Origin of the sequence: Streptomyces sp. NPDC048825 (genome assembly GCF_043198355.1) — a bacterium.
Taxonomy (GTDB): domain Bacteria; phylum Actinomycetota; class Actinomycetes; order Streptomycetales; family Streptomycetaceae; genus Streptomyces; species Streptomyces xiangluensis.
The window spans coordinates 35780-62232 of the sequence record NZ_JBICUR010000025.1; the positions used below are offsets into that span (position 1 = coordinate 35780).

23 protein-coding genes and 2 pseudogenes are annotated in these 26453 nt (G+C 70.7%); 19 read left to right on the top strand and 6 right to left on the bottom strand.

Annotated elements, in window-relative coordinates:
- Positions 1-24: 24 nt before the first annotated feature.
- The 5 genes from ACGFNK_RS40715 to ACGFNK_RS40735 all read left to right on the top strand — a co-directional run bounded on the left by ACGFNK_RS40715 (position 25) and on the right by ACGFNK_RS40735 (position 6396).
- Entirely contained in the window at positions 25-1338 is a 1314-nt protein-coding gene (locus ACGFNK_RS40715; RefSeq protein ID WP_393424845.1) for an ABC transporter substrate-binding protein, read from the top strand.
- Between the two features lie 83 nt (positions 1339-1421).
- On the top strand, positions 1422-2387 hold the full coding sequence (locus tag ACGFNK_RS40720; RefSeq protein ID WP_393424848.1) for a carbohydrate ABC transporter permease: 966 nt from the start codon (positions 1422-1424) through the stop codon (positions 2385-2387).
- Positions 2384-3298: a carbohydrate ABC transporter permease gene (locus tag ACGFNK_RS40725; protein WP_393424851.1), complete on the top strand. Its 915-nt coding sequence runs from the start codon at positions 2384-2386 to the stop codon at positions 3296-3298. The genes ACGFNK_RS40720 and ACGFNK_RS40725 overlap by 4 nt, the downstream gene beginning before the upstream one ends.
- Before the next feature lie 83 nt (positions 3299-3381).
- Positions 3382-4362, top strand: coding sequence for a hydroxyacid dehydrogenase (locus tag ACGFNK_RS40730; protein ID WP_393425056.1), 981 nt, complete (start codon positions 3382-3384; stop codon positions 4360-4362).
- Between the two features lie 48 nt (positions 4363-4410).
- Positions 4411-6396 (top strand): DUF2264 domain-containing protein, encoded by a 1986-nt coding sequence (locus tag ACGFNK_RS40735; RefSeq protein WP_393424854.1) that lies wholly within the window; start codon positions 4411-4413, stop codon positions 6394-6396.
- 65 nt (positions 6397-6461) lie between these two features.
- Here ACGFNK_RS40735 and ACGFNK_RS40740 read toward each other — a convergent pair whose 3' ends face one another.
- Positions 6462-7343, bottom strand: a complete 882-nt coding sequence (locus ACGFNK_RS40740) for a LysR family transcriptional regulator (protein WP_393424857.1) — start codon at positions 7341-7343, stop codon at positions 6462-6464.
- A gap of 457 nt (positions 7344-7800) precedes the next feature.
- On the opposite strand from ACGFNK_RS40740, the gene ACGFNK_RS40745 reads away from it, so the two are divergent.
- The 10 genes and pseudogenes from ACGFNK_RS40745 to ssuE all read left to right on the top strand — a co-directional run bounded on the left by ACGFNK_RS40745 (position 7801) and on the right by ssuE (position 17378).
- On the top strand, positions 7801-8547 hold the full coding sequence (locus tag ACGFNK_RS40745; RefSeq protein WP_393424860.1) for an alpha/beta hydrolase: 747 nt from the start codon (positions 7801-7803) through the stop codon (positions 8545-8547).
- Positions 8544-9404 carry a sulfurtransferase gene (locus tag ACGFNK_RS40750; protein ID WP_393424863.1) on the top strand — a complete coding sequence of 287 codons (861 nt, stop codon included), beginning with the start codon at positions 8544-8546 and terminating at the stop codon, positions 9402-9404. Before ACGFNK_RS40745 ends, ACGFNK_RS40750 begins: the two co-directional genes overlap by 4 nt.
- 34 nt (positions 9405-9438) lie before the next feature.
- The gene (locus ACGFNK_RS40755; protein WP_393424866.1) at positions 9439-10338 is read left to right on the top strand and encodes an ABC transporter permease; all 900 of its coding nucleotides are present in this window, start codon (positions 9439-9441) and stop codon (positions 10336-10338) included.
- A 5-nt stretch (positions 10339-10343) separates the two neighbouring features.
- Positions 10344-11123, top strand: coding sequence for an ABC transporter ATP-binding protein (locus tag ACGFNK_RS40760; RefSeq protein ID WP_393424869.1), 780 nt, complete (start codon positions 10344-10346; stop codon positions 11121-11123).
- 23 nt (positions 11124-11146) lie between these two features.
- The gene (locus tag ACGFNK_RS40765; RefSeq protein ID WP_393424872.1) at positions 11147-12130 is read left to right on the top strand and encodes an ABC transporter substrate-binding protein; all 984 of its coding nucleotides are present in this window, start codon (positions 11147-11149) and stop codon (positions 12128-12130) included.
- A gap of 7 nt (positions 12131-12137) precedes the next feature.
- A complete protein-coding gene (locus ACGFNK_RS40770) occupies positions 12138-13241 on the top strand; it encodes an LLM class flavin-dependent oxidoreductase (protein ID WP_393424875.1) in 1104 nt (367 codons plus the stop codon).
- Positions 13238-14245, top strand: coding sequence for an ABC transporter substrate-binding protein (locus ACGFNK_RS40775; RefSeq protein WP_393424878.1), 1008 nt, complete (start codon positions 13238-13240; stop codon positions 14243-14245). Before ACGFNK_RS40770 ends, ACGFNK_RS40775 begins: the two co-directional genes overlap by 4 nt.
- Positions 14242-15417, top strand: a complete 1176-nt coding sequence (locus ACGFNK_RS40780; protein WP_393424881.1) for an acyl-CoA dehydrogenase family protein — start codon at positions 14242-14244, stop codon at positions 15415-15417. The genes ACGFNK_RS40775 and ACGFNK_RS40780 overlap by 4 nt, the downstream gene beginning before the upstream one ends.
- The gene (locus ACGFNK_RS40785; RefSeq protein ID WP_393424884.1) at positions 15414-16793 is read left to right on the top strand and encodes an FAD-binding oxidoreductase; all 1380 of its coding nucleotides are present in this window, start codon (positions 15414-15416) and stop codon (positions 16791-16793) included. Before ACGFNK_RS40780 ends, ACGFNK_RS40785 begins: the two co-directional genes overlap by 4 nt.
- A 28-nt stretch (positions 16794-16821) precedes the next feature.
- Positions 16822-17378 (top strand): annotated as a pseudogene (ssuE, locus tag ACGFNK_RS40790) (NADPH-dependent FMN reductase).
- 44 nt (positions 17379-17422) lie between these two features.
- Here the strand turns inward: ssuE and ACGFNK_RS40795 are convergent.
- Both ACGFNK_RS40795 and tnpA read right to left on the bottom strand, forming a co-directional pair.
- Positions 17423-18037 (bottom strand): dihydrofolate reductase family protein, encoded by a 615-nt coding sequence (locus ACGFNK_RS40795; protein ID WP_393424887.1) that lies wholly within the window; start codon positions 18035-18037, stop codon positions 17423-17425.
- Between the two features lie 381 nt (positions 18038-18418).
- Positions 18419-18847 carry an IS200/IS605 family transposase gene (gene tnpA / locus ACGFNK_RS40800; RefSeq protein ID WP_393424890.1) on the bottom strand — a complete coding sequence of 143 codons (429 nt, stop codon included), beginning with the start codon at positions 18845-18847 and terminating at the stop codon, positions 18419-18421.
- A 51-nt stretch (positions 18848-18898) separates the two neighbouring features.
- Between tnpA and ACGFNK_RS40805 the strand changes: the two genes are divergently transcribed.
- The 3 genes and pseudogenes from ACGFNK_RS40805 to ACGFNK_RS40815 form a co-directional block, all read left to right on the top strand.
- Positions 18899-20113 (top strand): RNA-guided endonuclease InsQ/TnpB family protein, encoded by a 1215-nt coding sequence (locus ACGFNK_RS40805; protein WP_393424893.1) that lies wholly within the window; start codon positions 18899-18901, stop codon positions 20111-20113.
- Positions 20114-20238: 125 nt separating this feature from the next.
- A complete protein-coding gene (locus tag ACGFNK_RS40810) occupies positions 20239-20922 on the top strand; it encodes a DUF899 family protein (RefSeq protein ID WP_393424896.1) in 684 nt (227 codons plus the stop codon).
- Positions 20923-20947: 25 nt separating this feature from the next.
- A pseudogene (locus ACGFNK_RS40815) lies at positions 20948-21142 on the top strand (hypothetical protein); the annotation flags it as partial.
- A gap of 7 nt (positions 21143-21149) precedes the next feature.
- Here ACGFNK_RS40815 and ACGFNK_RS40820 read toward each other — a convergent pair.
- Together ACGFNK_RS40820 and ACGFNK_RS40825 are read right to left on the bottom strand one after the other, a co-directional pair.
- Positions 21150-21608: an RrF2 family transcriptional regulator gene (locus tag ACGFNK_RS40820; protein WP_386356907.1), complete on the bottom strand. Its 459-nt coding sequence runs from the start codon at positions 21606-21608 to the stop codon at positions 21150-21152.
- Between the two features lie 59 nt (positions 21609-21667).
- Entirely contained in the window at positions 21668-22888 is a 1221-nt protein-coding gene (locus ACGFNK_RS40825; RefSeq protein ID WP_393424899.1) for an acyl-CoA dehydrogenase family protein, read from the bottom strand.
- A gap of 361 nt (positions 22889-23249) precedes the next feature.
- On the opposite strand from ACGFNK_RS40825, the gene ACGFNK_RS40830 reads away from it, so the two are divergent.
- On the top strand, positions 23250-24239 hold the full coding sequence (locus ACGFNK_RS40830; protein WP_393424902.1) for a diguanylate cyclase domain-containing protein: 990 nt from the start codon (positions 23250-23252) through the stop codon (positions 24237-24239).
- 9 nt (positions 24240-24248) lie between these two features.
- Here ACGFNK_RS40830 and ACGFNK_RS40835 read toward each other — a convergent pair whose 3' ends face one another.
- Complete coding sequence (locus ACGFNK_RS40835; protein ID WP_393424905.1) at positions 24249-26042, bottom strand: glycoside hydrolase family 15 protein; 1794 nt, start codon at positions 26040-26042, stop codon at positions 24249-24251.
- Between the last annotated feature and the right edge of the window lie 411 nt (positions 26043-26453).

Below are 26453 nucleotides of genomic sequence, written 5' to 3' on the forward strand. Positions count from 1 at the left end.
CCATGCAAGGACGCGGGAGGGCTCATGCGATGGACCCGCAGGGCTACGGCGGCGCTGCTCACGATCTTCGCCATGCTGCTGGCGGGCTGCTCCGCCGGAGACAGCAGCGACACTGCCGGCAGCGGGCCGGTGCACATCACCTTCTGGTCTGCCCTCCGCGGCAGCCAGGAGGTCGTGGACGAGTACAACCGCACCCACACCAAGATCAAGGTCGACTTCGAGCAGGTACCCTCGGGCGACCAGGGCGGCTGGGCCAAGCTCAGCAACGCGGCCCGCGCCGGAAACGCGCCCGACGTCGCGACCATCGAGTACCCACAGCTGCCCGGCTACGCCATCGACGGCGTGCCGCGGGACATCACGAAGATGCTGCCCGACTCGGTGCGCCGCAAGATCATGCCGCAGGCGATGGACCTCACCACCTTCGAGGGACGCACCTACGCCCTGCCGGTCGACATCGAGCCCATGGTCTTCCTGTACCGCAAGGACCTGTTCACCAAGCACGGCATTCCCGTCCCCAAGACCTGGGCGGAGTTCGAGAGTTCGGCCCGCAAGCTGAAGAAGGCCGACCCCAGTTCCCGTATCGCCAGTCTCTTCACCACCGGCGGCACTCTCTACATGGCCGGATACAGCTGGCAGGCCGGCGCGCGGTGGTACGACACCTCCGGCGAGACCTGGCGCGTGTCCATGGACGACGCCCCCACCCGCAAGGTCGCCACGTACTGGCAGCGCCTGCTGGACGACGACCTGGTGCGTGTCGAGCCCGCGTCCAGCCAGCAGTGGCGGGCGCACCTGCAAAGCGGTGAGACGGCCGGGTGGCTGGCGGGCGCCTGGGCGGCGGGCTCGATGATGGCCTCCACGCCGGGCGGCAAGGGCAAATGGGCCATCGCGCCCTTCCCGCAGTGGGACCTGAAGAAGCCGTCCCTGGGCACACAGGGCGGCTCGACCTTCATGGTCACCAAGGACAGCAACCATCCCAAGGAGGCGCTGGACTTCATCTCCTGGATGGTCACCAGCCCCGACGCGCTGAAGGCCAAGCTCTCCAGCGGCATCAGCAGCGCGTATCCGACCGTGCCCGACCTGGTCCCGGTCGCCCGCAAGGAGATGGACACCAGCTACTACTCGGGCCAGGACATCTTTTCCCTCTTCGAGAGGGAAGCCAAGCTGATCAACCCCCGATGGAAGTGGGGGCCGCGCATGGTGTCGACGATCAGCTCCGGTGACGACGGGCTCGCGCGGGCCGGTGCCGGCAGCGGCAGCATCCTGGAGGCCCTCCGCGAAGCGCAACGCAGGACGATGCCCGACCTGAAGAGCCTCGGCCTGTCGGTCACCGAGCGCTGACGCTCCCCCGCCCGTCCGCCGCACCTCGGGACGGCGCACCCCCGAACCCCAGCCGCACCTCACGTCCTTGGAGCCGTGTCCACGTGAGCACAGTGACCTCCTCGACAAGAGCGACGGCGTCCTCCGCCGCCGCGCCCGCGAAACCACTCCGCAAAGCGGGCCAACGGCAGCAGAAGCTCGCCGCGTTCGCCCTGCTGGCCCCCTTCACGGCCCTGCTCGTCGCCGTGTTCCTCGTACCCGTCGGCTACGCCATCGGCCTCAGCTTCTTCTCCGAGGACCACGACGGCCTCGGCTTCGGGGGCGGGGAGACCGTCTTCACCGGACTGCGCAGCTATCTCGCCGTGCTGAGCGACCCGAGCTTCATCTCCGGGTTCGGCGCCATCCTGCTCTACTGCGTGATCTTCGTCCCCGCCGTGGTCGTCGGAGCGCTCGCGCTCGCCCTGCTGCTCGACTCGGGCCTGGTGCGGCTGCGACGTACCGCGCAGATGCTGCTCTACCTGCCGCACGCCGTGCCCGGCCTCATCGCGGCGGTCATCTGGCTGTACCTCTACACCCCGGGGCTCAGCCCGGTCATCAAGCTCTTCGCCCAGGCCGACATCACCATCGACTTCCTGGGGCTGAACACCGTGCTCCCGTCGATCGTCAACATCGCCCTCTGGAGCGGCCTCGGCTACAACATGGTGATCTTCTACGCCGCACTCCAGGCCCTGCCGCGCGAGGTGATCGAGGCGGCGCGCATCGACGGAGCGGGCGGCTTGCGCACCGCGCTCATGGTCAAGGTGCCGATCATCAGGGGTTCGGTGGTGATGGTGTGCATGTTCTCGCTGATCGGTGCGCTCCAGCTGTTCACCGAGCCCATGCTGATGAACCAGGCCACACCGATGGTCAACTCCCGCTTCACACCGAACATGTACATCTTCGACGCGGCCTTCCGCCGCAACAACTACGGACTGGCCTCCGCGGCCTCCGTCATCCTCCTCGTCGTCACCTGTGCCCTGTCGTACGCCGTGACGCGCTGGGCCGGCCGCAGGGAACGGAGCGCGCGATGACCACCATGACCCCCACCACGCCCCGCGCGACCCCACAAGAGCCCGCGGGCAAGCCGCTCGGCAGACCTTTCGGCACCTCGAAGCTGACCAGCCGGGGCGTCGCGAACGCCGTGGTCCTGATCGCGGCCCTCTACACCATGCTGCCCACGGTCTGGCTGCTGCTCGCCTCCACCAAGAACGCCGACGCCCTCTTCGGCAGCGACATCCTTTCCCTGAGCGACTTCTCCTTCGTCAGCAACCTCTCCGACCTGTTCGCCATGGACGGCGGGCTCTACCGCGAGTGGTACCTCAACAGCCTGCTGTACGCCGTTGTCGGCGCCCTGGTCGGCTCCCTCATCAGCGTCTCCGCCGGATACGCCTTCGACAAGTACGAGTTCCGGCACAAGGAGAAGCTGTTCGGCCTCGTCCTTACCGGAGTCATGGTCCCGCAGACCGTGCTGGCCCTCCCGCTCTACCTGGTGGCCTCCGGCATCGGCCTGGTCAACACCTTCTGGGCGGTCTTCATCCCCGTCCTGTTCAACCCTTTCGGGGTCTACCTCGCCCGCATCCTCAGCAACGGCTACGTACCCAACGAGGTACTGGAGGCGTCTCGGGTCGACGGCGCGGGCGAACTGCAGACCTACGTGCGCGTCAGCCTGCGCATGCTCGGCCCCGGATTCGTCACCGTCTTCCTCTTCCAGCTCACCGCCATCTGGAACAACTTCTTCCTGCCCATGGTGATGCTCTCCGACCAGCACCTGTATCCGCTCAGCCTCGGGCTGTACACCTGGAACAGCTCCGCCACCGTCTCCCCCGAGTACTACCCGCTCGTCGTCATCGGCTCGCTGCTCGCCGTCGTCCCGTTGATCGTCGCGTTCATCACTCTGCAGCGTTACTGGAAGTCCGGTTTGACCGCAGGAAGCGTCAAGTGACCAGCAGGGAGCGCCAGTTGCCCCGTACGGAGCAGGAATTGACCCACCTCGACCACCGGCCCCGCCCGCGCGCCGTGCTGGCCATGGCGAAGAAGACCGCGGAGCAGGTCCTCGACGCCGACGTACGGGCCCGGCTGACCGCCCTCACCGACATCGACCCGCACCTCGTCCTCGACGACCTCACCACCCCCACCGCGCACCGCGCGCTCGCCGACGCCGAATTGCTCATCACCGGCTGGGGCTGCCCGCCCATCGACGCGGCGGCCCTGGACGCCGCGCCCCGGCTGCGCGCGGTCGTGCACACCGCCGGCACCGTGCGCCACCACATCACCCCCGCGTGCTGGGAGCGCGGCCTCGCGGTGTCCTCCGCCGCCGCGGCCAACGCCGTGCCGGTCGCCGAGTACACCCTCGCCATGATCCTGCTCGCCAACAAGCGGGTCCTCGAGACCGCCCGCGTCTACCGCACCGAGCGCCGCCGCATCGACTGGAACGAGCGCCATCCCGACGCGGGCAACTACCGTAAGACCGTGGGCATCCTGAGCGCCTCGATCATCGGACGCCGCGTCATCGACCTGCTCCGTCCCCACGACCTGACGGTGCTGCTCCACGACCCCTACGTCACCCCCAGCGAGGCACGCGCTCTCGGCGCGCACCCTGTCCCGCTTCCGGACCTGTTCGAGCAGAGTGACGTCGTCAGCGTGCACACGCCGCTGCTGCCCGAGACCCGCGGCCTGATCGGCCGCGACCTGCTGGCGCGGCTGCGCACGGGCGGCACGCTGATCAACACCGCGCGCGGCGCCGTCGTCGACCAGGCCGCGCTCACCGACGAGGTGGTGTCCGGGCGGCTGCACGCGATCCTGGACGTCACCGAGCCGGAGGTGCTGCCCGCCGACTCACCGCTGTTCGACTGCGCCAATGTCCTCGTCACCCCGCACATCGCCGGTTCGAAGGGCGGCGAACTCCGCCGCCTCGCCGATCTGGCGCTGGCCGAGGTCGAGTCGTACGCCCTCGGCCGCCCCTTCGCCCATCCCGTACGGCCCGAACATCTGGCCCGCCTCGCCTGAGCCCATCCGCCGGAACGAACACCGGAACGAACAGGAGACGTGGCCCCCATGCCCGAGCATCCTCTCCCCGCCTCCCTTCCCGCCTCCCTTCCCGCCTCCCTTCCCGCGGAAGACCGCGGCCTCAGCCCGCACACCGGCTACACCCGAGCCCACTGGGAAACCGCCGCCGACCAACTGCTGACGTCCGCCCTCCGCTACGCCACCCCCGGCCAGGCCCTGATCGACCTGCCCGGCCCGCCCTCCAAGTCCGGGGTGCGCTCGGACGGTCTTGAGGGGTTCGCCCGTACGTTCCTGCTCGCCGCGTTCCGTACGGCCGGAGCGTCCGGCAAGGACCCGCACGGCTTCCTGGAGCGCTACACCGCAGGCCTCGCGCGCGGCACCCGCACCCCCGGCCGCGACGACGCCGAGTCCTGGCCGGAGATCGGCCACCACAACATCCAGGGCCAGCCCATGGTGGAGTCCGCCTCCGTGGCGCTGGCCCTGCGGCTGACCGCGCCGTGGACCTGGGACACGCTGCCCGCCGACGACCAGGACCGCGTGGAGCAGTGGCTGCGCGGCGCGCTGAGGCACACGCCCGCCCCCAACAACTGGTACCTCTTCCCACTGACCGTCGCGGGCTTCCTGGAGTCCGCGGGGCGGGGCGACGCCGAGACGCGCGGCGCGATCGAGCGCGGGCTCGGCCTGTTGGACGGCTGGTACCAGGGGCAGGGCTGGTACTCCGACGGCGACGGCCGGTCCTTCGACCACTACAACGGCTGGGCCCTGCACATGTACCCGCTCCTGCATGCCCACCTCGCCGGCGACCGGGCACTGCTCGACCAACTCGGCCCGCGGCTGCGGGAGTTCCTCGAAGGCTTCGCGCTGCTCTTCGACGCGAACGGCGCCCCCATCCACCACGGGCGCTCCCTGACCTACCGGTTCGCCGCGGTGGCCGCCGTGGCCCTCGGCGCCCTCACCGGCGAGACGCCACTCGCCCCCGGCGTCACCCGCCGCATCCTCAGCGGGGCGCTGCGCCACTTCCTCGACCGCGGCGCGCTCACCGCGGACGGCGTCCTCAGCCTGGGCTGGTACGGGCCGCACGAGGCGACGCTGCAGCGCTACTCGGGGCCCGGCTCCCCGTACTGGGCCTCCAAGGGCTTTCTCGCCCTGCTCCTCCCGCCCGAGGACCCGGTGTGGACGGCCACCGAGGAGCGCGCGCCCTCCGAAGGCCATGACCGGGTACTCGCCCGGTCTGCTCCCGGACTGCTCATCCAGACCACAGGCCGGGACGGTCTCGCGCGCCTGCACAACCACGGCAGCTACAAGCTCGACTCGCGGGAGCCGGAGCGGGCCCCCGGCAACCCGCTGTACGCCCGCCTCGCGTATTCCACCCGTACCGGCCCGACCAGCGCCGCCAACACCCCCGACAACCACATCGCACTGCAGGTACGCGGCACCCGCAGCGCCCGTATCCGCATCGATCCCCTGGCCGCCGGGCCCGACTGGCTCGCCTCCTGGCACCGGCCGGTCTTCCCCGAGGACGGCCCCGTCCTGCCCTCGGCCCGGATCGAGAGCCTGACGCTGGCGCGCGGCAGGCTCGAACTGCGCGTCCACCGCACCGTCGGCGTACCGGCCGGGACGCCGATCCACCACAGCGGCTGGGCCGTCGCCCTTTCGCCGGAGTCGGCTGCCGAAACTGAGGCCGAAGAGATCACGGAGATGCGTCTCGACGGACCGGAGGTGACCAGCCAACTGCTCGGCCTGCACGGCTGGCAGACGCAGCGCACCGTCCGCGCCCCGCAGGGCACGGCATACGGGGCCTGGGCCCTCGTCCCCGAACTCACCGGAACGATCGGCGGGGACCCGGCGGACACGGTGTTCGCCGCGCTCGCCTCGCTCACCGGCGAAGGCGACCCGGCCCCGCTCGCCGGGCAGGCCACAGCCGAGGTGAACGGCCTGACCGTCACCGTCCGCTGGGCCGACGGGACCCGTACGGTCGTGGACTTCGGCGACGGCGGCCTCACACGCCCCACGGTCACCGAGGTGCCGGCGTGACGCCGCACCTGGAGTGAATCTGCGGCGTGTGGCGGCAGCCGAGGTCGCCGGCCCCCACGAAGCGGTCAGGCCGCCCAGTCGGTCTCGCAGGCGGCGAGCAGCGCACGGACCGCCTCGACGGCGGCACCGGTCACGGAGGGGTCGGCGCCATGCCGGGGGCGCGCACTGAGCCGGACCGAAGGAAGGGCAGGCAGGCCCTCGACCGGGGCCAGCCCCTCCGGGTGCTGGCCGCCGGGCACAGCGAGAAGCGCCGCGCCCAGCCCGGCGCGGGCGGCGTCCAGAACGCCCGCGAGGTACCCGGCTTCGGCGACCACGGTGGCCGGAGTGTGGTGGGCGGCCAATGCGGTGAGGGCGCGGCGGCGGATGACGCACGGCTCGTTGATGGCGACCAGCGGCAGCGGGGCGGGGGCGGGCGGCGGCTGCCAGCCGGGGGCGGCGTACCAGCGCAGGGGCAGTCCGCCCACGGGGGTGCCCGCCGTGGCGGTCGCCTCGGTGACGTAGACGGCGAGGTCGGCCTCGCCTCGGTCGACCGCCTCCGTCAGCCGCACCGAGCGGTCGATCCGCACCCGCACCTCGGCACCCGGCCGCACCTCCCGTACGGCGTCGGTGAGGACCGGGAGGATCTGGTCGGCGCCGTGCTCGGTGGCGCCGATGACGATGGTGGCGGCCTGCTCGCCGCCCTCGCCCAGAAGCCTGCGCACCGCCGCGTCGTGCGCGCCGACAATCAGGCGGGCCTCTTCCAGCAGTTGGGTGCCGTGCGCGGTGAACCGGGTTCTGCGGCCGTCGCGTTCGACGACGGCGCGGCCCAACGACTTCTCCAGCTTCCGCACATGCTGGCTGACGGCGGACTGGCTCAACGCGAGTGGGCCGGCGGCCCGGTGGAAGCCGCCGTAGTCGGCAACGGCAATCAGGCTGCGCAACGCCACGATGTCCAGAACCGGTCGCATGGGCGCACGCTAGCACCTAATGATTAGGGATCCTGATCGGTTCTGATGCCGAATCGTCGTTGGACGTACGGCTCTTGGCTCCTGCATGCTGAGCACATGCTGCGTACAGCCATCGCGCCGGCCCACGGGTCGCGCCCCGAGAGCACCGGACCCCGGCCGTCGGCCGCCGGGTCGGCTGTGTGCTGCGGCGCGGGCACCTGGCTGACTCAGCGCCGCGTGGTCGATTTCGGCCGCGCCGTCACCATGCGCTGTCGCTGAATCCTCACACGCGCGCAACTCCACGCGCGCGCCTCTCCTTTGAGCCGAACCCGTCCTTGAGCTGATCCCGCACGCCTCCGGCGCCTCGCGGGCCTGCGCCGTGTGCGCGGTTCGCACTCTCCCGCCCGGCGGCCTCCGGGCCATCCCGCGGGCTCCCCGCCCGCCGGCCATCCCCGAGCCCACGACGAATCGAGTCACCATGAGCTCCCCTCAGTCCGTCCACGCCTGGGACGAACCATCAGAAATCGCCCCGCGCGGCACCCTCGTCCTGCTCCCCGGCCGTGGTGAACACGGCGGTGTGTACGAGCGGTTCGGCCGCCGCATAGCCGCCGACGGCTATCGCGTCCGGGCACTGGGCGACGCGGCCCTCGACCCGAACGCGGTCCTGGACGAGGCCGCCAAGCTGCTGCGCGACGAAACACTGCCCGGCCCGCGGGTGCTGGTCGGCGCCGACACCGGCGCGCTGTACGCCGCACAACTCGCCGCCCACGGCACACCGGGCCTGGACGCCCTGATCCTTGCCGGACTGCCCGCCACCCCGCGCGCCACCGCGACGGCGCGGGACTGGGAGGACGAACTGGACCAGCGCACCGCCTGCCCCACTCACCGAGGCAGGCTCACCTCCGACGCCGCGCTCCGCCGCGGCGCCCTGGCCGACACGCCCACACCCGAACTGCCCGCGCCGGCCGGCGTCTCCGTCCCCGTACTCGCCCTGCACGGCTCCGACGACACGGTCAGTCCGCTCCCGGACGCCCGCCGCGCCTATGGGGTGCTGCCCGGCGTGGAACTGGTCAGCCTGGCCGGGACCCGGCACGACGCGCTCAACGACCTCACCCACCGCACGGCCGCAGCGACCGTCGTGCTGTTCCTCGAACGGCTGCGGCTCTCCCCCGACCGAGGGCGTGTTGCCCTCGCGCCCATCGCCACTCGGGAGGATCTCGCATGACCGCCCCCGTCCTGACGAGCGTGGCGGAGCTGTACTCCCGGCTGCGCATCGGCGACGCCGCCGATCCGGCACCGCTCGTCCTCGACGTGCGGTGGCAGCTCGGCGACCCGCACGGCCGCGAGCACTACCTCAAGGAACACATCCCCGGCGCCGTATACGTGGATCTGGACACCGAACTCGCCGCCCCGCCCACATCCGAAGGCGGGCGCCATCCCCTCCCCGAACCGGCCGAACTCCAAGCGGCAGCGCGTCGTTGGGGTGTCACCGCGCGCCGCCCGGTGGTCGTGTACGACGACAACGGCAACACCGCCGCCGCCCGTGCCTGGTGGCTGCTGCGCTGGGCCGGAGTCGAGCGCGTGACTCTGCTCGACGGGGCACTGGGCGCCTGGCGCGCGGCCCGGCTGCCGACGGAAACCGGAGAGCCCGACCCACCCGCGCCGGGCGACATCGTGCTCAGCCCGGGGCGGCTGCCGGTGCTGGACGCCGACGCGGCGGCCCTAGTCGCCCGTGACAGCGTGTTGTTGGACGCCCGCGCTGTCGAGCGCTACCGCGGTGAGAGCGAGCCGGTCGATCCCCGTGCCGGGCACATCCCCGGCGCCCTGTCCGCCCCGGCCGGCGGCAACCTCAACCCCGACGGCACCTTCCGCGACGCGGAGGAGCTCGCGGTGCGGTTCACCGCACTGGGCGCCGATGACGCGATCGAGGTCGGGGTCTACTGCGGTTCCGGCGTCACGGCCGCCCACCAGATCGCGGCGCTCGCCCACGCCGGAATCCCCGCCGCGCTGTACCCCGGCTCGTGGTCCGCCTGGTCCGCCGACCCGGACCGCCCTGCCGTGCTGGGCGAACGACCGTACTGAACCACCCTCCCCCGTCCCCATGAGAGGCCGCGCCATGCCTGCCCCGAACGCCGCTGTATCCGGAACCTCCCCACCGACACACGCACCACCACCGCATACGGACACACCGGCCCCGTCCCTCACGAAGAGCGACCGCCCCGCAGCCCCGCGCAAGCCCCGCACCCTTCGTGTCCCGCGTGGTGTGCGACGCGCCGCCGGCCCCGTCGGTCTGTTGCTGGTCTGGTTCCTGGCCGGCACCACCGGAGTGCTGCCCGAGTCCGTACTGGCCTCGCCCGTCGACGTCCTCCAGCGCGCCATAGACCTCACCGACACCGGTGAACTGCCGCAGGCCATCGCCGCGTCCGGCCGCCGGGCGGCCATCGGGTTCCTCATCGGCGCGACGGTCGCGCTCGCCCTGTCGCTCACCGCCGGGCTGTTCCGGCTGGGCGAGGACGTGATCGACGCGTCGATGGGCATGTTCCGGGCCATCCCCTGGGTGGGGCTGATCCCGCTGTTCATCGTCTGGTTCGGCATCGACGAGACCCCGAAGATCGCGCTGGTCGCGCTCGGCGTCACGTACCCCCTGTATTTCAACATCTACGGCGGCATCCGCTCCGCCGACGCCCAACTCATCGAGGCCGGGCGGATGGTGGGGCTCGGCCGCCTCGGTCTGATCCGGTACGTGATCCTTCCGTCCGCGCTGCCCGGCGCGCTGGTGGGCCTGCGCTACGCGCTGTCCACCGCCTGGCTGGCCCTCGTCTTCGCCGAGCAGGTCAACGCCGACGCCGGCATCGGCTACCTGATGAGCAACGCCCAGCAGTACTTCCAGACCGACGTCATCGTCCTGTGCCTCGCCGTCTACGCGGTCCTGGGGCTGCTGTGCGACTTCGCCGTACGGCTGCTGTCGCGGCGGCTGCTGGCCTGGCGGGCCTCGTTCGACGGAGAGGGAGCGTGACGGCCATGAGCACGAGTGTGAGCACCCATGTCGAGGTCCGCGGGCTGACCCGCGCCTTCGACGACAAGACCGTCATCGACGGACTCGATCTCACCATCCGCCAGGGCGAGTTCGTCGCCCTACTGGGACACAGCGGCTGCGGCAAGTCCACCCTGCTGAAGATCCTCGCCGGGCTGGACAGCGAGACCGAGGGCGAGGTGACCGTCCCCGAGCGCCGTTCCGTGGCCTTCCAGTCGCCGCGGCTGATGCCCTGGCTGCGGGTCTGGCGCAACGTCGTGCTCGGTCTGCCCGCCTCCTCCGACCGGGCGCTCGCCGAGCGGTATCTGGCCGAGGTGGGCATCGAGGAGTACGCGGGCAGCTGGCCCAAGACGCTCTCCGGCGGCCAGGCCCAGCGCGTCTCGCTGGCCCGCGCACTGGTACGCGAGCCCGAACTGCTCCTGCTCGACGAGCCGTTCGGCGCACTCGACGCCCTCACCCGCGGCAAGGCACAGCGACTGGTCGCCGACCTCTGGCAACGCCACGGCTGCTCGGTGCTGCTGGTCACGCACGACGTGGAAGAGGCACTGCTGCTCGCCGACCGGGTCCTGGTGATGGACGACGGGCGGATCGCGTACGAGGCCGAAGTCGGCCTGGAGCGCCCGCGCAACCTCGGCTCCCGCGACTTCGTACGGCTGCGCGGCGAGCTGCTGCACCGGCTCGGTGTCCACGACGCCTCGGCGCATCTCGAAGGGCCCACGACGACGGCCACGACCACGGCCGCCGCCACGACCACGGCCACGGCATGAACAACAGGAATCCCATGAACCGCATGACCACCCGCACGGTGCGCGGCCTCGGCGCCGCGCTCTCCCTCGCCGCCCTGCTCGCCACCACCGCCTGCGGCGGCGACAGCGAAGCCGCCTCGGACGGGAGCTCGTCGGGCGTGACCCTCACCATCGGCGACCAGGCCAAGAACCTGCAGACCCTGCTGAACGCCTCCGGCGCGCTCAAGGGGACGTCGTACAAGGTGAAATGGGCCGAGTTCGAGGGCGCCGCGCCACTCTTCCAGGCCGTGCAGGCGGGGGCCGCCGACACCTCGTACGCCGCCGATCTGCCCACGCTCCAGGCCCTGTCCGGCTCAGTGCCCGTCAAGGCGGTCGGCGCGCTGCACAACGACGGCACGCACACCGGGATCGTGGTCCGCGAGGGCTCGTCGGTGAAGAGCGTCAAGGACCTCAAGGGCAAGAAGGTCGTGGTCTCCTCGGCCAAGGGCTCCATCGCCGAGTATCTGCTCGCGCATGCGCTGGAGCAGGCGGGGCTGAGCTACTCCGACGTCAAGGTGCAGTACCTGCTGCCGACCGACGCCCAGGCCGCGTTCACCTCCGGGAAGATCGAGGCCTGGGCCACGTTCGGGGTCTACAAGGCGGTCGCCGAGCAGCAGGGCGGCCGGCTCCTCGTCAACGGTGCCGACGGGCGCGTGAGCGGTTACGGGTTCATCGGTGCCTCCGAGGAGGCACTGGCCGACCAGGGCAAGAAGGCCGCGATCTCGGACTATCTGCGCCGTCTGGACAAGGCACTGGCCTGGTCGCAGAAGCACCCGGACGACTACGCCAAGGCCATCCAGCAGAACACCGGTGCCTCCGCCGAGGTCGCCAAGACGCTGGTCAGCCAGGCCAACAGCGAGCTGGTACCGGTGAGTTCACAGGTGACCCAGGCCGTGCAGAAGGTCGGCGACACCATGCACGGCATCGGCGTGCTCACCCCGAACCCGACCGTCGCCGACCACGTCGACACCAGCCTCGTCAAGGAGTGACCCCGCCATGCCCGTCGAGTTCATCAGCGCCGTCCACCCGAACCCCGCCACCGAGGGCGACCCCACCGCGGGCTACGGCATCGACGTCGACTACGCCCGCCGCTACGCCCGCGCCCTGGACGACGGCGGCTTCGACTACACCCTCGTCACCTACCACTCGGCCTCTCCCGACGCGCTCCAGCTCGCCCAGTTCGTCGCCAACCACACCGAACGCATCAAGCCGGTCCTGGCACACCGCCCCGGCGTGATCTTCCCGACCCACGCGGCCCGCGCCCTGGCCACCCTGGACCGGATCAGCGAGGGCCGGCTGGCGGTGCACATCATCTCCGGCGGCAACGACGAGGAGCAGCGCCGCGAGGGCGACTATCTGAGCAAGAGCGAGCGGTACGCGCGCTCGGACGAGTACATCCGGATCCTGCGCAAGGTGTGGTCGGCCGACGGACCGGTCTCCCACGAGGGCCCGTACTACCGCTTCGAGGGCTTCCGCTCCGACGTCACCCCCTACCAGGGCACCATCCCCATCTCGGTGGGCGGCTCCTCGGAGGACGCCTACCGGGTGGGCGGGCAGCTGGGCGACATCTTCGGACTGTGGGGCGAACCGCTCAAGGAGACCGCCGAGCAGATCGCGGCCGTGAACGCGCACGCGGACGCCGCCGGGCGGCCCCACCCCCGTATCTGGGTGTCGTTCCGCCCGATCATCGCCCCCACCGACGAGCTGGCCTGGGAGAAGGCGCACCGCATCCTGGGCGCGGTCAAGGCCAACCACGCCGAGCGCGCCAAGCGGCGGCACTACCCGGCGGTCGGCCAGGGCACCCCGGCCAACGTCGGCTCGCAGCGGCTGCTGGCCGTCGCCGAACGGGGCGAGGTGCACGACCGCTGCCTGTGGACCGCGCCCGCCGCGGCCACCAACGCCGCCGGCGCCTCGACCGCGCTGGTCGGCTCGCCTGAGACGGTGGCCAAGGCGCTGCTGGACTACGTCGACATCGGCTGCGAACTGCTCTCCGTCCGTGGCTTCGACCCGCTGAACGACGCGATCGACTACGGCCGTCACGTGCTTCCGCTGGTCCGCCAGGAGCTGGCGCACCGCGCCGCCTCGGGAGCGGCCGCGTGAGCCGGACCGTTCGCGCGCTGGCCCTTGCCGCGGTGCTCCTGACAAGTGCGCTCACGGGCTGCGGCGGCTCGGCGGGCGCCGAGGACAGCGGCGGGAACGGCTCGGTCACCCTGCGGGTCGGTGCGACGGGCTGGAAGCGGGAGGAGGCCCTGCTGAAGTTCGCGCACCTGGACGACACGCCCTACCAGGTGCGCTGGAGCCTCTTCCAGGGCGGCGACAAGCAGTTGGAGGCGGTCCGGGCCGGGGCGCTGGACGTGGCGAACTCCAGCGAGATCCCGCCGGTCTTCGCCGCCGCCGACGGCAGGCCCAACTTCAAGGTCGTCGCCGTGCAGCGCGGCAACACCCTCAACCAGGAGGTGGTGGCGCCCAAGGACTCGGGGATCACCTCGATCGCCCAGCTCAAGGGCAAGAAGGTCGGCTACGTCAAGAACACCACCGCCCACTACTTCCTCTACGAGCTGCTGAAGCAGGCCGGGCTCGGCTGGGACGACATCACCGCCGCCCCGCTGGAACCTGACAAGGGCCTCGCCGCACTCAACGGGGGCTCCGTCGATGCCTTCGCCGGCTACGGCAACGCCGTCATCGCCGCCCACCAGCAGGGAGCCCGCACCATCGGCTCCGCCAAGGACATCCTCTCCGGGAACTTCCTGTGGACGGCCTCCGACGACACCCTCCAGAGCCCGGCCCGCCGCAAGGCACTCGCGGATCTGCTCACCCGTATCGACCAGGCGTACGCGTACGTCCGCGACGGGCACGAGAAGGAGTACGCGAAGGTCGTCGCCGCCGCGACCCATCAGCCGGTGGACGAGGCGCTGAAGGAGTTGGAGGAGGGCGAAGCGCAGCGGCAGACCGAGGTGCGGTTGGTGAGCGCGCAGGCCACCGCCTCCCAGCAGAAGGTGGCCGACGCCTTCCGGGACCTCGGCGCCCTGAAGCAGCCGCTGAAGGTCTCCGCGTTCTGGACGGACCGCCTCAACTCCCCGCTGCGGAAGGCGCTCTCCTCATGACGACCGGTCTCCTGCTCCGCGCACCGGATCTCACCACTCTCGCCCCCGTCACCGGGCGACTCGCGGCCACCGCGGCCGAGTACGACCGCACGGGCGCCTTCCCGGCCGACGGGATCCGCGCCGCGCACGAGGCCGGGCTGCTCACCGCCACGGTCGGCGAACGGTACGGCGGTCCCGGGCTCGGGGTCGCGGGCACCGCGCGGGTCCTGCACGCGCTGGGTGAGGGCGACCCTTCGGTGGCGCTCATCGCGGCGATGAGCCTCTCCATCCACCACCGCCAGGCCGTACGGCCGCACTGGCCGGAGGAGGTGTACGGGCAGGTGCTGGCCGAAGCGGCTGGGCGCCCGGTGCTGCTCAACCACGTGCGGGTGGAGCCGGAGCTGGGCTCCCCCGCACGCGGCGGACTGCCCGCAACGGTGGCCCGGCGCACGGCCACGGGCTGGTCCCTGTCCGGCCGCAAGCGTTTCGCGACCGGTGTGGAGGGGCTCGACTGGCTGCTGGTGTGGGCCACCACGGACGAACCCACGCCGCGGGTCGGCACGTTCGCCGTGCCCGGCACCACCCCCGGTATCGAGATCACCCGTCGCTGGGACCATCTGGGGCTGCGCGCCAGCGGCAGCCACGACATCGCGCTGCACGAGGTCGAGATCCCGGCCGGGAACGTGGTCGACATCGCCGCGCACGGTGTCGGCGCGGAGCAGGACAACCGCGCGGGCGCAGCTCTCCATCTCCCGCTCGCCGCCCTCTACTTGGGCGTTGCCCGCGCGGCCCAGCGGTACTTCCACCGGTTCGCCCAGGAGCGGGTGCCGGCCAACCTCGGCCACCCCGTGGCCCTTACGGAACGCTTCCGGCGAACGGCGGGAGAGATCGCCCTGCGGCTGGACGCGGCCGAACAGCTGGTGTTCGGCGGCGCCGAGCGGGTGGACGCGGCAGACGACACGTACACCCCCGAACAGGCCCTGGGCGCCCGGCTCCTGGCCGACCGGCACGCCACCGAGGCGGTCGGGCTCGCCGTACGGCTGCTGGGCAATCCGGGCCTGAGCCGCGACAACCCTCTCGAGCGCCACTTCCGCGACGTCCAGTGCGCCCCGGTGCACGCCCCGCAGGAGGACATCGCGCTGCTCGCCATCGGAGGGCGGGCACTCGACGAGGCCGGGAGGGCGGACCTATGACCCTCCAACTGGGGTCGGACGAAACCCTGTTGAAGGCCCTGCGCCGCGACCTGCCCGCCGCCGCGCTGAGCACCGGCCCCCGGGCCGCCCCGTACGCGACCGACCGCTCCGGCAGCCACCCGTACGGCCTGCCGCTCGCCGTCGTACATGCGGCGAACGCCGACCACGTACGGACTACTCTGCGGCACGCGCACGCCCTACGGGTGCCAGTGGTACCCCGCGGGGCCGGGACCGGACTCTCCGGTGGGGCGAACGCCGGAGTGGGCACCGTCGTGCTCGACCTGTCACGGATGAACCGCATCCTCGACCTCGACCCGCACGACCAGATCGCCGTCGTCGAACCGGGCGTCATCACCGCCGAACTGGACCGCGCGGCAGGCGAGTTCGGGCTGCGCTACGCACCCGATCCGGCCAGCGCGGCGATCTCCACCGTGGGCGGCAACATCGCGACCAACGCGGGCGGGCTGCGCTGCGCCAAGTACGGGGTGACCCGGGACGCCGTTCTGGGCCTCGACGCGGTGCTCGCCGACGGCACACCGGTCCGTACCGGCCGGCGCACCGTCAAGGGGGTCACCGGCTACGACCTCACGGCGCTGCTCACCGGTTCCGAGGGCACCCTCGCCGTGATCACCGCGGCGACGGTGCGGCTGCGTCCGGTCCCGGAGGCGACGGCCACCGTTGCCGCGTACTTCGACACCTTCGCCGAGGGCGCGGAGGCCATGGCGGAGCTCACCGCCGCCCGGCTGGAGCCCTCCATGGCCGAACTGCTGGACGGCCCGGTGCTGCGAGCCGTGGACGAGGCGCGGGGCACGGATCTGCGGTCGCGCGGTGGTGCGTTGCTGCTTCTGCAGTGCGACGGGCGGTCCGCGGCGGCCGAGGCAGAGCTCGCGGTACGGCTGCTGCGGGACCGTGCGGCGTCGGTCGAGACCACTTCCGAACCTGTGGAGGCGGAACGACTGCTCGCAGCTCGCAGGCTCGCTCTTCCCTCGCTGGAGCGGTTGGGCCGCGTGCTGATCGAGGACATCGCCGTCCCCAGGTCTCAACTGGCCGCCGCCGTACGGGAGATCACGGTCATCGCCGGACGCCACGACGTACGGATCTTCACCTTCGCCCACGCCGCCGACGGCAACCTCCACCCCATCCTCGTCCTCGACCCCGCCTCGCAGGACATCCCGGACGCGGCCTGGCAGGCGGCGGGCGACATCTTCACCGCCGCGCTGCGTCTGGGCGGCACCCTCACCGGCGAGCACGGTGTGGGCACGCTCAAACGGCGCTGGCTCGCTGACGAACTCGGCCCCGAACAACACGCGTTGCAGCAACGCATCAAGGCGGCCTTCGACCCGCACCACATCCTCAACCCGGGCAAGGCCCTGTAACCGCCCCTCCCTCCTTTGGAGCTCGCTCATGGCCACCGTCCTCTCCGTCTCCGGCAGCCCGTCCCCCACCTCGCGCACCGCCCGCCTCCTTCGCGACCTCGACGCGCGACTGACGGCACAAGGGCACGAGGTGGTCCCCCTGGACGTGCGCACCCTCCCGCCCGAGGCCCTGCTGCACGCCGACTTCGGCCACCCGGCGATCGTCGCGGCCACGGAGCTGTTCGACCGGGCCGAAGGGATCGTCATCGGCACCCCGGTCTACAAGGCCGCGTACTCGGGGCTGCTCAAGTCGCTGCTCGACCTGCTGCCCCAGTACGCCCTGACGGGCAAGACCGTGCTGCCCCTCGCCACCGGCGGCACCACCGCCCATGTCCTGGCCATCGACTACGCCCTGCGCCCGGCCTCGCGTCCATGGGCCCCGCCCACATCACGCCGGGCTGGTTCGTACTCGACAAGCACATCGAGGTCCGCAACGACGGCAGCGGCATCGTCGTGGAGCCGGCCACGAGGGAGGCGCTGGAGCAGGTCGTCGACCAGTTCTCCGCGGCACTCGGCGACCGCGAGCCACTTGGAGCAGTGGCGTGACCACTCCGGGGGTGCTACTGAACGCGGCACCCAGGTCACGTGCTTCAGTCGGACGTGGCCGATGCGTACTGCGGGCGCCCGGTGGGCCGGTAGACGTGGATCGTCACTCCCTTCGGAGTGGACTGCGAGTCGACCAGTTCAAGTGCTGTGTCCGGGCCGGTGGCGGGGAACAGCCGCGTGCCCTGGCCGACGACCACGGGATAGGTGAGCAGGATGAGCTCGTCGACCAGGTGGTTGTCGAGCAGCCGGCGGACCAGGGCGCCGCTGCCGTGCACCTGCAGCTCACCCGCCGGCTTGGCTTTCAGCTCGCCGATGGCCGCCGCGACGTCACCGGAGAGGACGGTCGTGTCCGCCCATTGCGGATCGGTGAGCGTGGTCGATGCCACGTACTTGGGCCGCGTGTTCAACGCCGCCGCGATGGGGTTGGCCGGATCTGTGATTGCTCCCCAGTAGCCGGCAAAGATCTCGTAGGTCCGCCGGCCGAACAGGAACGCGTCGGCGCGCTGGTAGACCTGGCCCAGAAACGCCTCGGCCTCGTCGTCGAAGAGCGGCAGAGCCCATCCGCCGCGCTCGAATCCGTCCCTGCGGTCCTCGTCCGGCCCGCCGAGTCCCTGCATCACTCCGTCGACGGAGACGTTCGTGATGGTCGTCAGCTTCATGGGTTCGTCTCTTCTCTCGGGGTGGTCTTTCTCGTTATGACCGCACCGAGGCGCGGATCTCATCGGCGGAGCGTGGCTCCGTGCTGCAAGTTCTCAGACGAGACGGATCGGTTCACGGGGTCCGGTCAGGAGCCGCCCGCAATCACGGCACCGAAGGCGTCGCGCGCCCCAACCCGATCCCCGTCCCGGGCATCCCCCCTCCCCAGCGTGCCGAACCCGATGCCGTAACCCGTACGAAGCCGCCGCAACGGCGGCCGACCGACAAGGAGCGTCCCGTGGTGTTACGGGTCCTGCGCGGAATGAAGCACTTTGCGACAGGAACCGACCCCCCTCGGCTCGGAGGCGCACAGCGCCGGAGTTCCCTGCGTCTCGGGGTGGCGGTCAGGCAGGCCGCTTCTGGTTCTCGATGTAGTCCTTGACGATGCTCAGCGGTGGGCCGCCGCACGATCCTGCGAAGTACGAGGGTGCCCAGAACACCGACCCCGTGCCGATGCGGTTGATCCGCCCGGTGTACTCGGCGCGCAGGTAACGGGAGCTGACCCCTTTGAGGCTGTTGACCAGCTTGGACAGGGCGACCTTCGGCGGGTAGTGCACCAGCAGGTGGATGTGATCGCCTTCCCCGTTGAACTCGATCAGTTCCGCGCCGAAGCTCTCGCACACGTCTCGCATGATCGCCTCGCAGCGCGTCAGCATCTCGTCGTCGAAGACCTCACGCCGGTACCTGGTGACGAACACCAAGTGAGCATGCAGGTGGTGGACGACGTGATTTCCCCGGCGGATATCGGGATCTGGTTCCCAGCGTGGTGACATCCGCCAAGTGTATTATGATCAAGCGGACTCAGTCGAAGGGGGGTGGGCCGGATGATCCGTGCGTACAAGTTCCTCATGCGGCCCACCGTGGGCCAGCAGGCCGCGCTAAGCGAGATGCTGCGGGATCACTGCTCCCTCTACAACGGGGCCTTGCAGGAGCGCCGCGACGCCTGGCGGCATGCCTCGAAGACGAGCATCACGTACGGGCAGCAGTCCGCGCAGCTCAAGGAGATCCGGGCATTCGACCCGGAGCGGCAGGGCCGCTGGTCCTTCTCCAGCCAGCAGGCGACAATGCGCCGTCTGGACAAGGCGTTCGCCGCGTTCTTCCGCCGCATCAAGTCCGGTGAGAGCCCCGGCTATCCGCGCTTTCGCGGGGTGAACTGGTTCGACACGGTGGACTTCCCCAAGGACGGCGACGGCTGCCGCTGGAACTCCACCCCGCACGACCCCGTGACCCGCGTCCGTTTCCAGGGTGTCGGGCACGTCAAGGTCAACCAGCACCGCCCGGTGGTCGGCACGGTCAAGACCGTGTCCGTCAAGCGCGAGGGCAGGCGCTGGTACGTCGTACTGACCGCCGAACAGGAACAGCCGACCACCCTGCCCGCAACGGGCAGCGTGGTCGGCATCGACCTGGGCATAGCCAACTTCCTCGCCGACTCGGGCGGCGAGTTCGTCCCCAACCCGCGCCACGGACGGCGCGCCGCCGCGAAGCTCGAAGCCGCACAGCGGGCACTGTCCCGCTTCCCCCGGGTCCGCCGGGACAAGCGCACCGCCAACCACCAGCGTGCCGTGGACAAGGTCGCCGGACTCCACCGCAAGGTACGTCTCCAGCGGCTCGACCACGCGCACAAGACAGCCCTCGATCTGGTCCGTGAGCACGACGTCATCGCGCACGAAGACCTCAAGATCCGCAACATGGTCAAGGCCCCGGCACCGAAGCCGGACCCCGACCAGCCCGGCGGCTTCCTGCCCAACGGGGCCGCCGCGAAGGCCGGGCTGAACCACTCGATCTCGGATGCTGGATGGGGGGTGTTCCTGACGATCCTGCACACCAAGGCTGAAAGCGCCGGACGAGAAGTGATCGCCGTGGACCCCCGCAACACCTCCAGGACCTGCCCCACCTGCGGGCACGTCTCAGCGGAGAACCGGCCCACCCAGGAGAAGTTCACTTGCGTCTCGTGCGGCCACAGCGCGCACGCGGACACGGTGGGCGCCCTGAACGTTCTACGGGCCGGGCTGGTCCGTCGCGACGCCCAACCGGCATAGCGAGAAGCCCCGGCGTTCACGCCAGGGAGGAGTCACAGACTTGAAGGACTGGTTCGGGGACGCGGGGACTGGGAACTCGGGATCCGGACCGGGGAGCGGGGGGATCGCCACCTCAGGAGGACGCGATGTTGCGGCACACCAGACTGGCCGGGGAATCAGCGGACCACCTCGCCGCCCGCGAAGAACTGCGCCTGGCCGAGATCGAGCTCATGCGCCACCGCGAGCAGGTCGCGGCCCAGCGACGGGCGCTCCCGCAGGGGCCGCTCGTCGACGACTACGTCTTCATCGAGGGCCCCGCCGACCTCAACGCCGGCGACACACCGGTCCGCGAAGTCACCCTGAGCGGGCTGTTCACCGCCCCGGACCGCCCGCTGATCGTCTACCAGTTCATGTACGGCAAGCTGCAGACCGATCCCTGCCCGATGTGCACCCTGTGGATCGACGGCTTCAACGGCATCGCCCACCACATCGCCCAGAGCGCCGACTTCGTCATCGCCGCGGCCGCCGACCCGTCCGCCCTGCGCCAGCACGCCCGCAACCGCGGCTGGCACCGGCTACGGCTCCTGAGCTGCGGCGACAGCACGTTCAAGTACGACCTGGGCAGCGAGGACAAGGACGGCGAACAGGACTCCACGGTCTCCGTCTTCACCCGCGACGGCGAGGGCACGGTCCGCCATTTCTACTCCGCCCACCCACGCATGGCCGACGACATCGACGGGCGCGGCATCGACCTCCTCGCCCCCGTCTGGCACATCCTCGACCTGACCCCGCAGGGCCGCGGCGACTGGGACGCGAGCCTGGACTACTGACTCCCGTACAGCCGACAGGGCGGACATGGCGCTGTTCCAGGGCATCAGCGTGGGCGTGGACCGCAAATCGCCGGTCTCCTGGCCGGTGTACGAGCGCCAGGACGTCTTCCGCGACACCGGCGCCCTACGCTCCGTAACCTACCGTCCGGGCTTCCCCGGACCGGACTCGCCGGCGGCGGTGGCCCGGGCGCTGCGCGAAGCGGCGGCAGCGTTCGAATAGCTGGTGGCTAGGGATTGGTCCAGGCCCCGGGGTCCTCGGCAAGGCCCACGACCTCCTCGGGCAGCTTGGCCGCGGCCACATCTGCCAGGGTGACCTCGCCGAGGATCTTCCGGACGTTGGCGCGTACCGCGATCCACAGCGGCAGCAGGGATTCCGCGGGGCCGCAGTAGGAGAGCTCGGGCGGGCGCACGCCCCGTACCGACACCAGCGGTCCGTCCGCCACCCGGATCACGTCCGCGATGGCGATCGAGTCCGCCGGGCGGGCCAGCCGGTAACCGCCTTTCCCGCCCCGCTGACTGACGACAAGGCCGCCTCGGCGCAGGTCGCCCAGAATGCCCTCCAGGAACTTGTGCGGGATGCCCTGTGCCACAGCGATCGCCTCGGCCTTGACCGACGTGTCCTCACCTGCCGCCGCCAGCTCCAACGCCGCCCGTACCGCATAGTCCGCCTTCGCCGAGATCCGCATGCCGCGATTATCCGCCACTGCGGCGTACGACGGTCCCCTGCCACCGGATCGGTGCGCGGTCACGAGGGGAGAGTGAACGGAGGGTGCGCACCATTGAGGAAGTAGTCGCCGACCTCGCGGAGTCTGTCGCCGACGGGCTCGCGCAGGGTGTGCGTCCGGGCGTTGCGCCAGAAGCGGTCGAATCCGTGCCGCGAGGAGGCGGCGCGGGCGCCGATGGCGTCCAGGGCACGCGTGGTGATCTCCTGCGCGGCCCGGGAGGCGGCGGCCTCTGCCGCACCCGCGAGGACAGCGATCTCCGCGCACTCGTCGTCGTTCAGGTCCTCGCCTCGTGCGAGGCCACGTATCAGGGCGTCCACCGCCTGGTCGGCGAGAGCGGATGCGGCATGTGCGGCGACGGCGAGCTCACCGTAAGCCGTCAGCACGTACGGGTCCTGCGGCGGACGGCCCGGCCAGGACTGCCGCGAGGCCGGCGGCCAGGAGGAGTCCATGGTCCTCCCGTACTCGCGGGCTTCGGCGAGCAGCCCCTCGGCGACACCGAGACAGAACTGCGCGGAAACCAGCCGTGAGGTCGGCGCGGCCAGGCCGGCGAAGGGTGACAGGGCGCCCTCGTCCGAGGAAAGGGAGCCGAACACGTCGTCAGCCGTGATCGGCACGGAACCGAACTCCACGCTGCCGCCGGCGGCCAGCCGCTGGCCGAAGGTGTCCCCGTCGCTGCCGCACACGACGCCGGGGTGGGCGGGATCGACGAGGACGGCCAACGGTTCACCGGTGTCGGACCGAGCGGCGCGGACGACCAGTCGATCGGCGACGGTGACTCCGGCGGCGTAACTCTGGTGGCCCTCCAGCAGATAGCCGTCCGCGGTGGGAGTCAGCGTGAGTCGCGGCTCGTGGGAGGCGATACCGCCTCCCCAGCACCACTGCCCCGCCGCGGACTCCCGCTCGACACGCGCGGCCAAGTCGGGACCTGCGAAGAACCGGGGGCTGAAGGACAGGAAGAGGTGACAGCCGAGCAGTTGGCCGATCGCCCCGTCCGCCGCGGCGATCGTCCGGACGACCGCATAGGCCGTACGCCAGTCCGCTCCTCCTCCGCCATGCTCGGCCGGCACCAGCAGCGTCAGCAGCCCCGCCTCACGCAGCCGTGCGACCTCGTCGAACGGCGCTTTGCCGGCCTGCTCGCGCAGGGCCGCGTCCGTGGCCAGGTCGTCCGCCAACTCACGGGCGATGCGCAACAGGTGTGCGCGCCCGGCCCCTTCGTCGGCGGTCTCCTCGATGTATGTCATCGTCACTCGCCCTGTCGGTCGGCATTCCGATTTCCCTAGTAAATCAGTAGGGATACTAGGGAAGCAGTTGCGCTCGGGTCGCACACTCACTGGAACGCCGACGGAACCCCGGCGCCAAGGTCGACTACGCCGCGGGCTCGATTTGCGATCTTCGGTGGTTCATCCTTCGCTGGAAGGGTCCGTTGGTTCCTGGAGATCTCCATCATCAGCCGTGGCCCGCGAGCTGCAGGCGGCGGCGCGCACCCGGTCGGCCTGTGGACGTCTGCTCCTGATTCCCGCCCTGGGGGGCGTCGGTCGCGGCAGCCGCCGTGTGGGCGTGTGGCCTCGTGGTTCGAGGTGGCGCATCCGCGACCGGACACTGGTGAGCACCCGCCCGTTCAGCGACGCCGAGCGAAAGCCGTCGAGTCTTCTGTGCGTCGGATGGTTGGTGATCCTGCTCGCCGCCGACGGCCTCTACTACGGGACCCAGGCGACGACCGGAACCGCGATCGCGGAGGACCTGTCCGAGGTGGGATGGATGCTCTCCTCCCTCCTGTTGGGGTCCGCGGCGCTGCACTCGTCCGTCGCCCAGCCCGCGCTCCCGGCGAAGAACCAGGAGAGGCTGCCCCGGCGGCGAATGTCGATCCTGATCGCGCTCATCCTGATGGGGCCACTCATCGTGCTGGCCAATGTCGGCGGCATCCGGGGCCAGCCCGTGAACGTCACAGTGATCGTGGGCATGATGGCGGGCCTGTCACTGCTGCTGGTGCTGCGCGTCGCGTTCCTGGCTCAGTACGCCCAGGGCAGGGCCATTGCCCTCGCCGCCTCACTGCGGGAACAAACAGACCTCCAAAAACAACTGACCCATCAGGCGACCCACGACCCGTTGACGGGTCTGGCCAACCGAGCGCTGCTCCATGAGCGCCTGGAGTCCGTTCTCGGCCGGTGCTCCGCAAATTCCTCCGCCGGACTGGTGATGCTCGATCTCGACGGCTTCAAAGACGTCAACGACACGCTGGGGCACCCGGCAGGCGACGAACTGCTGGTCGACGTCGCACAACGGCTGACGGGCAGGGTGCGCGACCAGGACCTCGTGGCCAGGCTCGGCGGAGACGAATTCGCACTCCTCGTGGAAGGCGTGGACGCGAGGACACTGCACGACTACACCACGCGGCTCCTCGACGCCTTCACAGACCCGTTCATCCTCGCCCACGGCTATTCCGTCCACGTGACCACCAGTATCGGAACACGCAGCGTCACCAAGCCGACCACGCCCACGGAAGCACTGCGGGACGCCGACACCGCCTTGTACAGAGCCAAAACCGCAGGCAAGAACCAGGCCGCTTTCTTCGAATCCCCGCACCAGGTTTGACGACAGCGCCTAGCGCCGCGCCCCGTGGCGCGTGCCGTGCAGGGCGAAAGCGGTGTTGACGAGGCCGACGTGGCTGAATGCCTGTGGGGTGTTGCCGAGTTGGCGGTGTGCGACCGGGTCCCACTCCTCCGAGAGCAGGCCGACGTCGTTGCGGGCGTCCAGTACCCGCTCGAACACCTCGTCCGCCTCCTCTCGGCGGCCGATCGCCATGAGGGCGTCGGCGAACCACAAGGAGCAGACGAGGAAGGCTCCTTCCCGGCCGCCGTCGGTGTAGCGCCGCAGGAAGCCGTGGTCGCCGAGCGTGCGGGCCACGGCCGACAGCGTGCCGTGGACCCGGGGGTCGTCCGGAGGCAGGAAGCCGAGTTTGGGCAGCAGCAGTGCGGACGCGTCAATGCGACTCGAGCCGTACGACTGCACGAAGCTGTGCTGCTCGGCGTCCCAGCCCTCGCGGCACACCTCGTCGTGGATCGCCTGGCGCATCACCCGCCAGCGCTCCGCCGAACTCCGCAGTCCCGCGATCCGCGCCATCCGCAGCGCCCGGTCCGCGGCGACCCACGACATGATCCGGGAGTGCACGAAGTGCCGTGTCGGGCCGCGTACTTCCCAGAGTCCCACGTCGGGCTCCTGCCAGTGCTGCTCCAGGTGGTCCATGAGCGAACGGACGACGCGCCACATGTGGTGGTCGACGGGTACGCCCGCGCGCACCGCGGCGTACATGGTGTTCAGCACTTCGCCGTAGACGTCGAGTTGGAGGTGATCGGCGGCTGCGTTGCCGAGGCGGACGGGCCGGGAGCCCTCGTATCCGTCGAGCCAGCCGGCCGGCTTTTCGGGCAGCCTCCGCTGGCCCGACACCCCGTACATCGGCTGAAGGTCGTCGGGTTCGCCGGCCACGGCACGGGCCAGCCAGTTCCGCCACGCGACGGCCTCGTCGCGGTAGCCGGTGCGCAGGAGGCAGGACAGTGTGAAGGTGGAGTCACGGAGCCAGCAGAACCGGTAGTCCCAATTCTGTTCTCCGCCGAGGCATTCGGGCAGTGAGGTGGTGACGGCGGCGACCATTCCTCCGGTGGGCGCGTAAATCAGCGCCTTCAGTGTGATGAGGGACCGGATCACCGTTTCCCGCCAAGGCCCTTGATACGTGCACTTCGCCGTCCACTTTTCCCAGAATTCCTGCGTCTCGGCCAGGAGTTCGGTGGTGTCCCCGCGCGGATTCGACGGCAAGTGAGAGGGGCTCCAGTCGAGGACGAATGCCCTTCGCTGTCCGGCCGAGATCGTGAACTGCGAGCGAATACAGGAATTGCTGACGGAGAAACACGCGTCATCGTCGTCGCACAGCGGAAATCTGTCGCAACTCAAGAGGACGGAGTCCGGTCCGGCGACCGCGGCCACCGTGCGCGGGTCCACGCCCCGACTCCAGGGCAGCACACGCCCGTTGAGGAACCGCAGCCGCAGTTCCCCGCACATCTCGACCCGGCCCGCCAGCCCTTCCACCAGGCGTACGACACGGGGAATTCCCTGGCGGGGAGGCATGAAGTCGGTCACGCGCACGGCACCGTCCGCCGTCTGCCAGACCGTGTCCAGGATCAGCGTGTCACCGCGGTAGGACCGGTGATCACACAACCGCGAGGAACCGTCGGCCGGGGCGATGCGCCACCGGCCGTTTTCCTCACCGCCGAGGAGAGCGGCGAAACAGGCGGGAGAATCGAAACGGGGCAGGCACATCCAGTCGATCGCCCCGTCCCTGCCGACCAGAGCGGCCGTCTCAAGGTCGCCGATGAGGGCGTAGTCCTCGATTCGCCCTGCCATGACAAGAATTCTAGGCGACGAGACCCGGAAGCGGAAAAGCTTGAAAGGGAACGCTTTAGGGAACGCTTTCATTGACTGGCCCAGGGCGCTGTGTTAAGGCTGAGATAGCAGGGCATTCAGTTCTTCGACAGGACCTATCGATGTCCCTCTTGGTGAGCCGATTTTCGGCACGAGTGGTCCCGCACCCTCTACGGCGTGCGACGGACCGGCCTGCCGCGCACGGCTCACGGCATCCCGGTCCGCCCTGTGGCGTCCACCCGCTGCGCCGTGCCTCGGACCGCATCTCGCGCGCGCCGGTGCGCCGGGCGGCGCGGTGCCGGGTCCGGACCGCTCCGCGGCGCAGGCGTCCGCGTACGGCCTCCCGCACGGTCGGCGATCGCGGCGGGAGCGACGCAGGGGACGGAGCGGGCG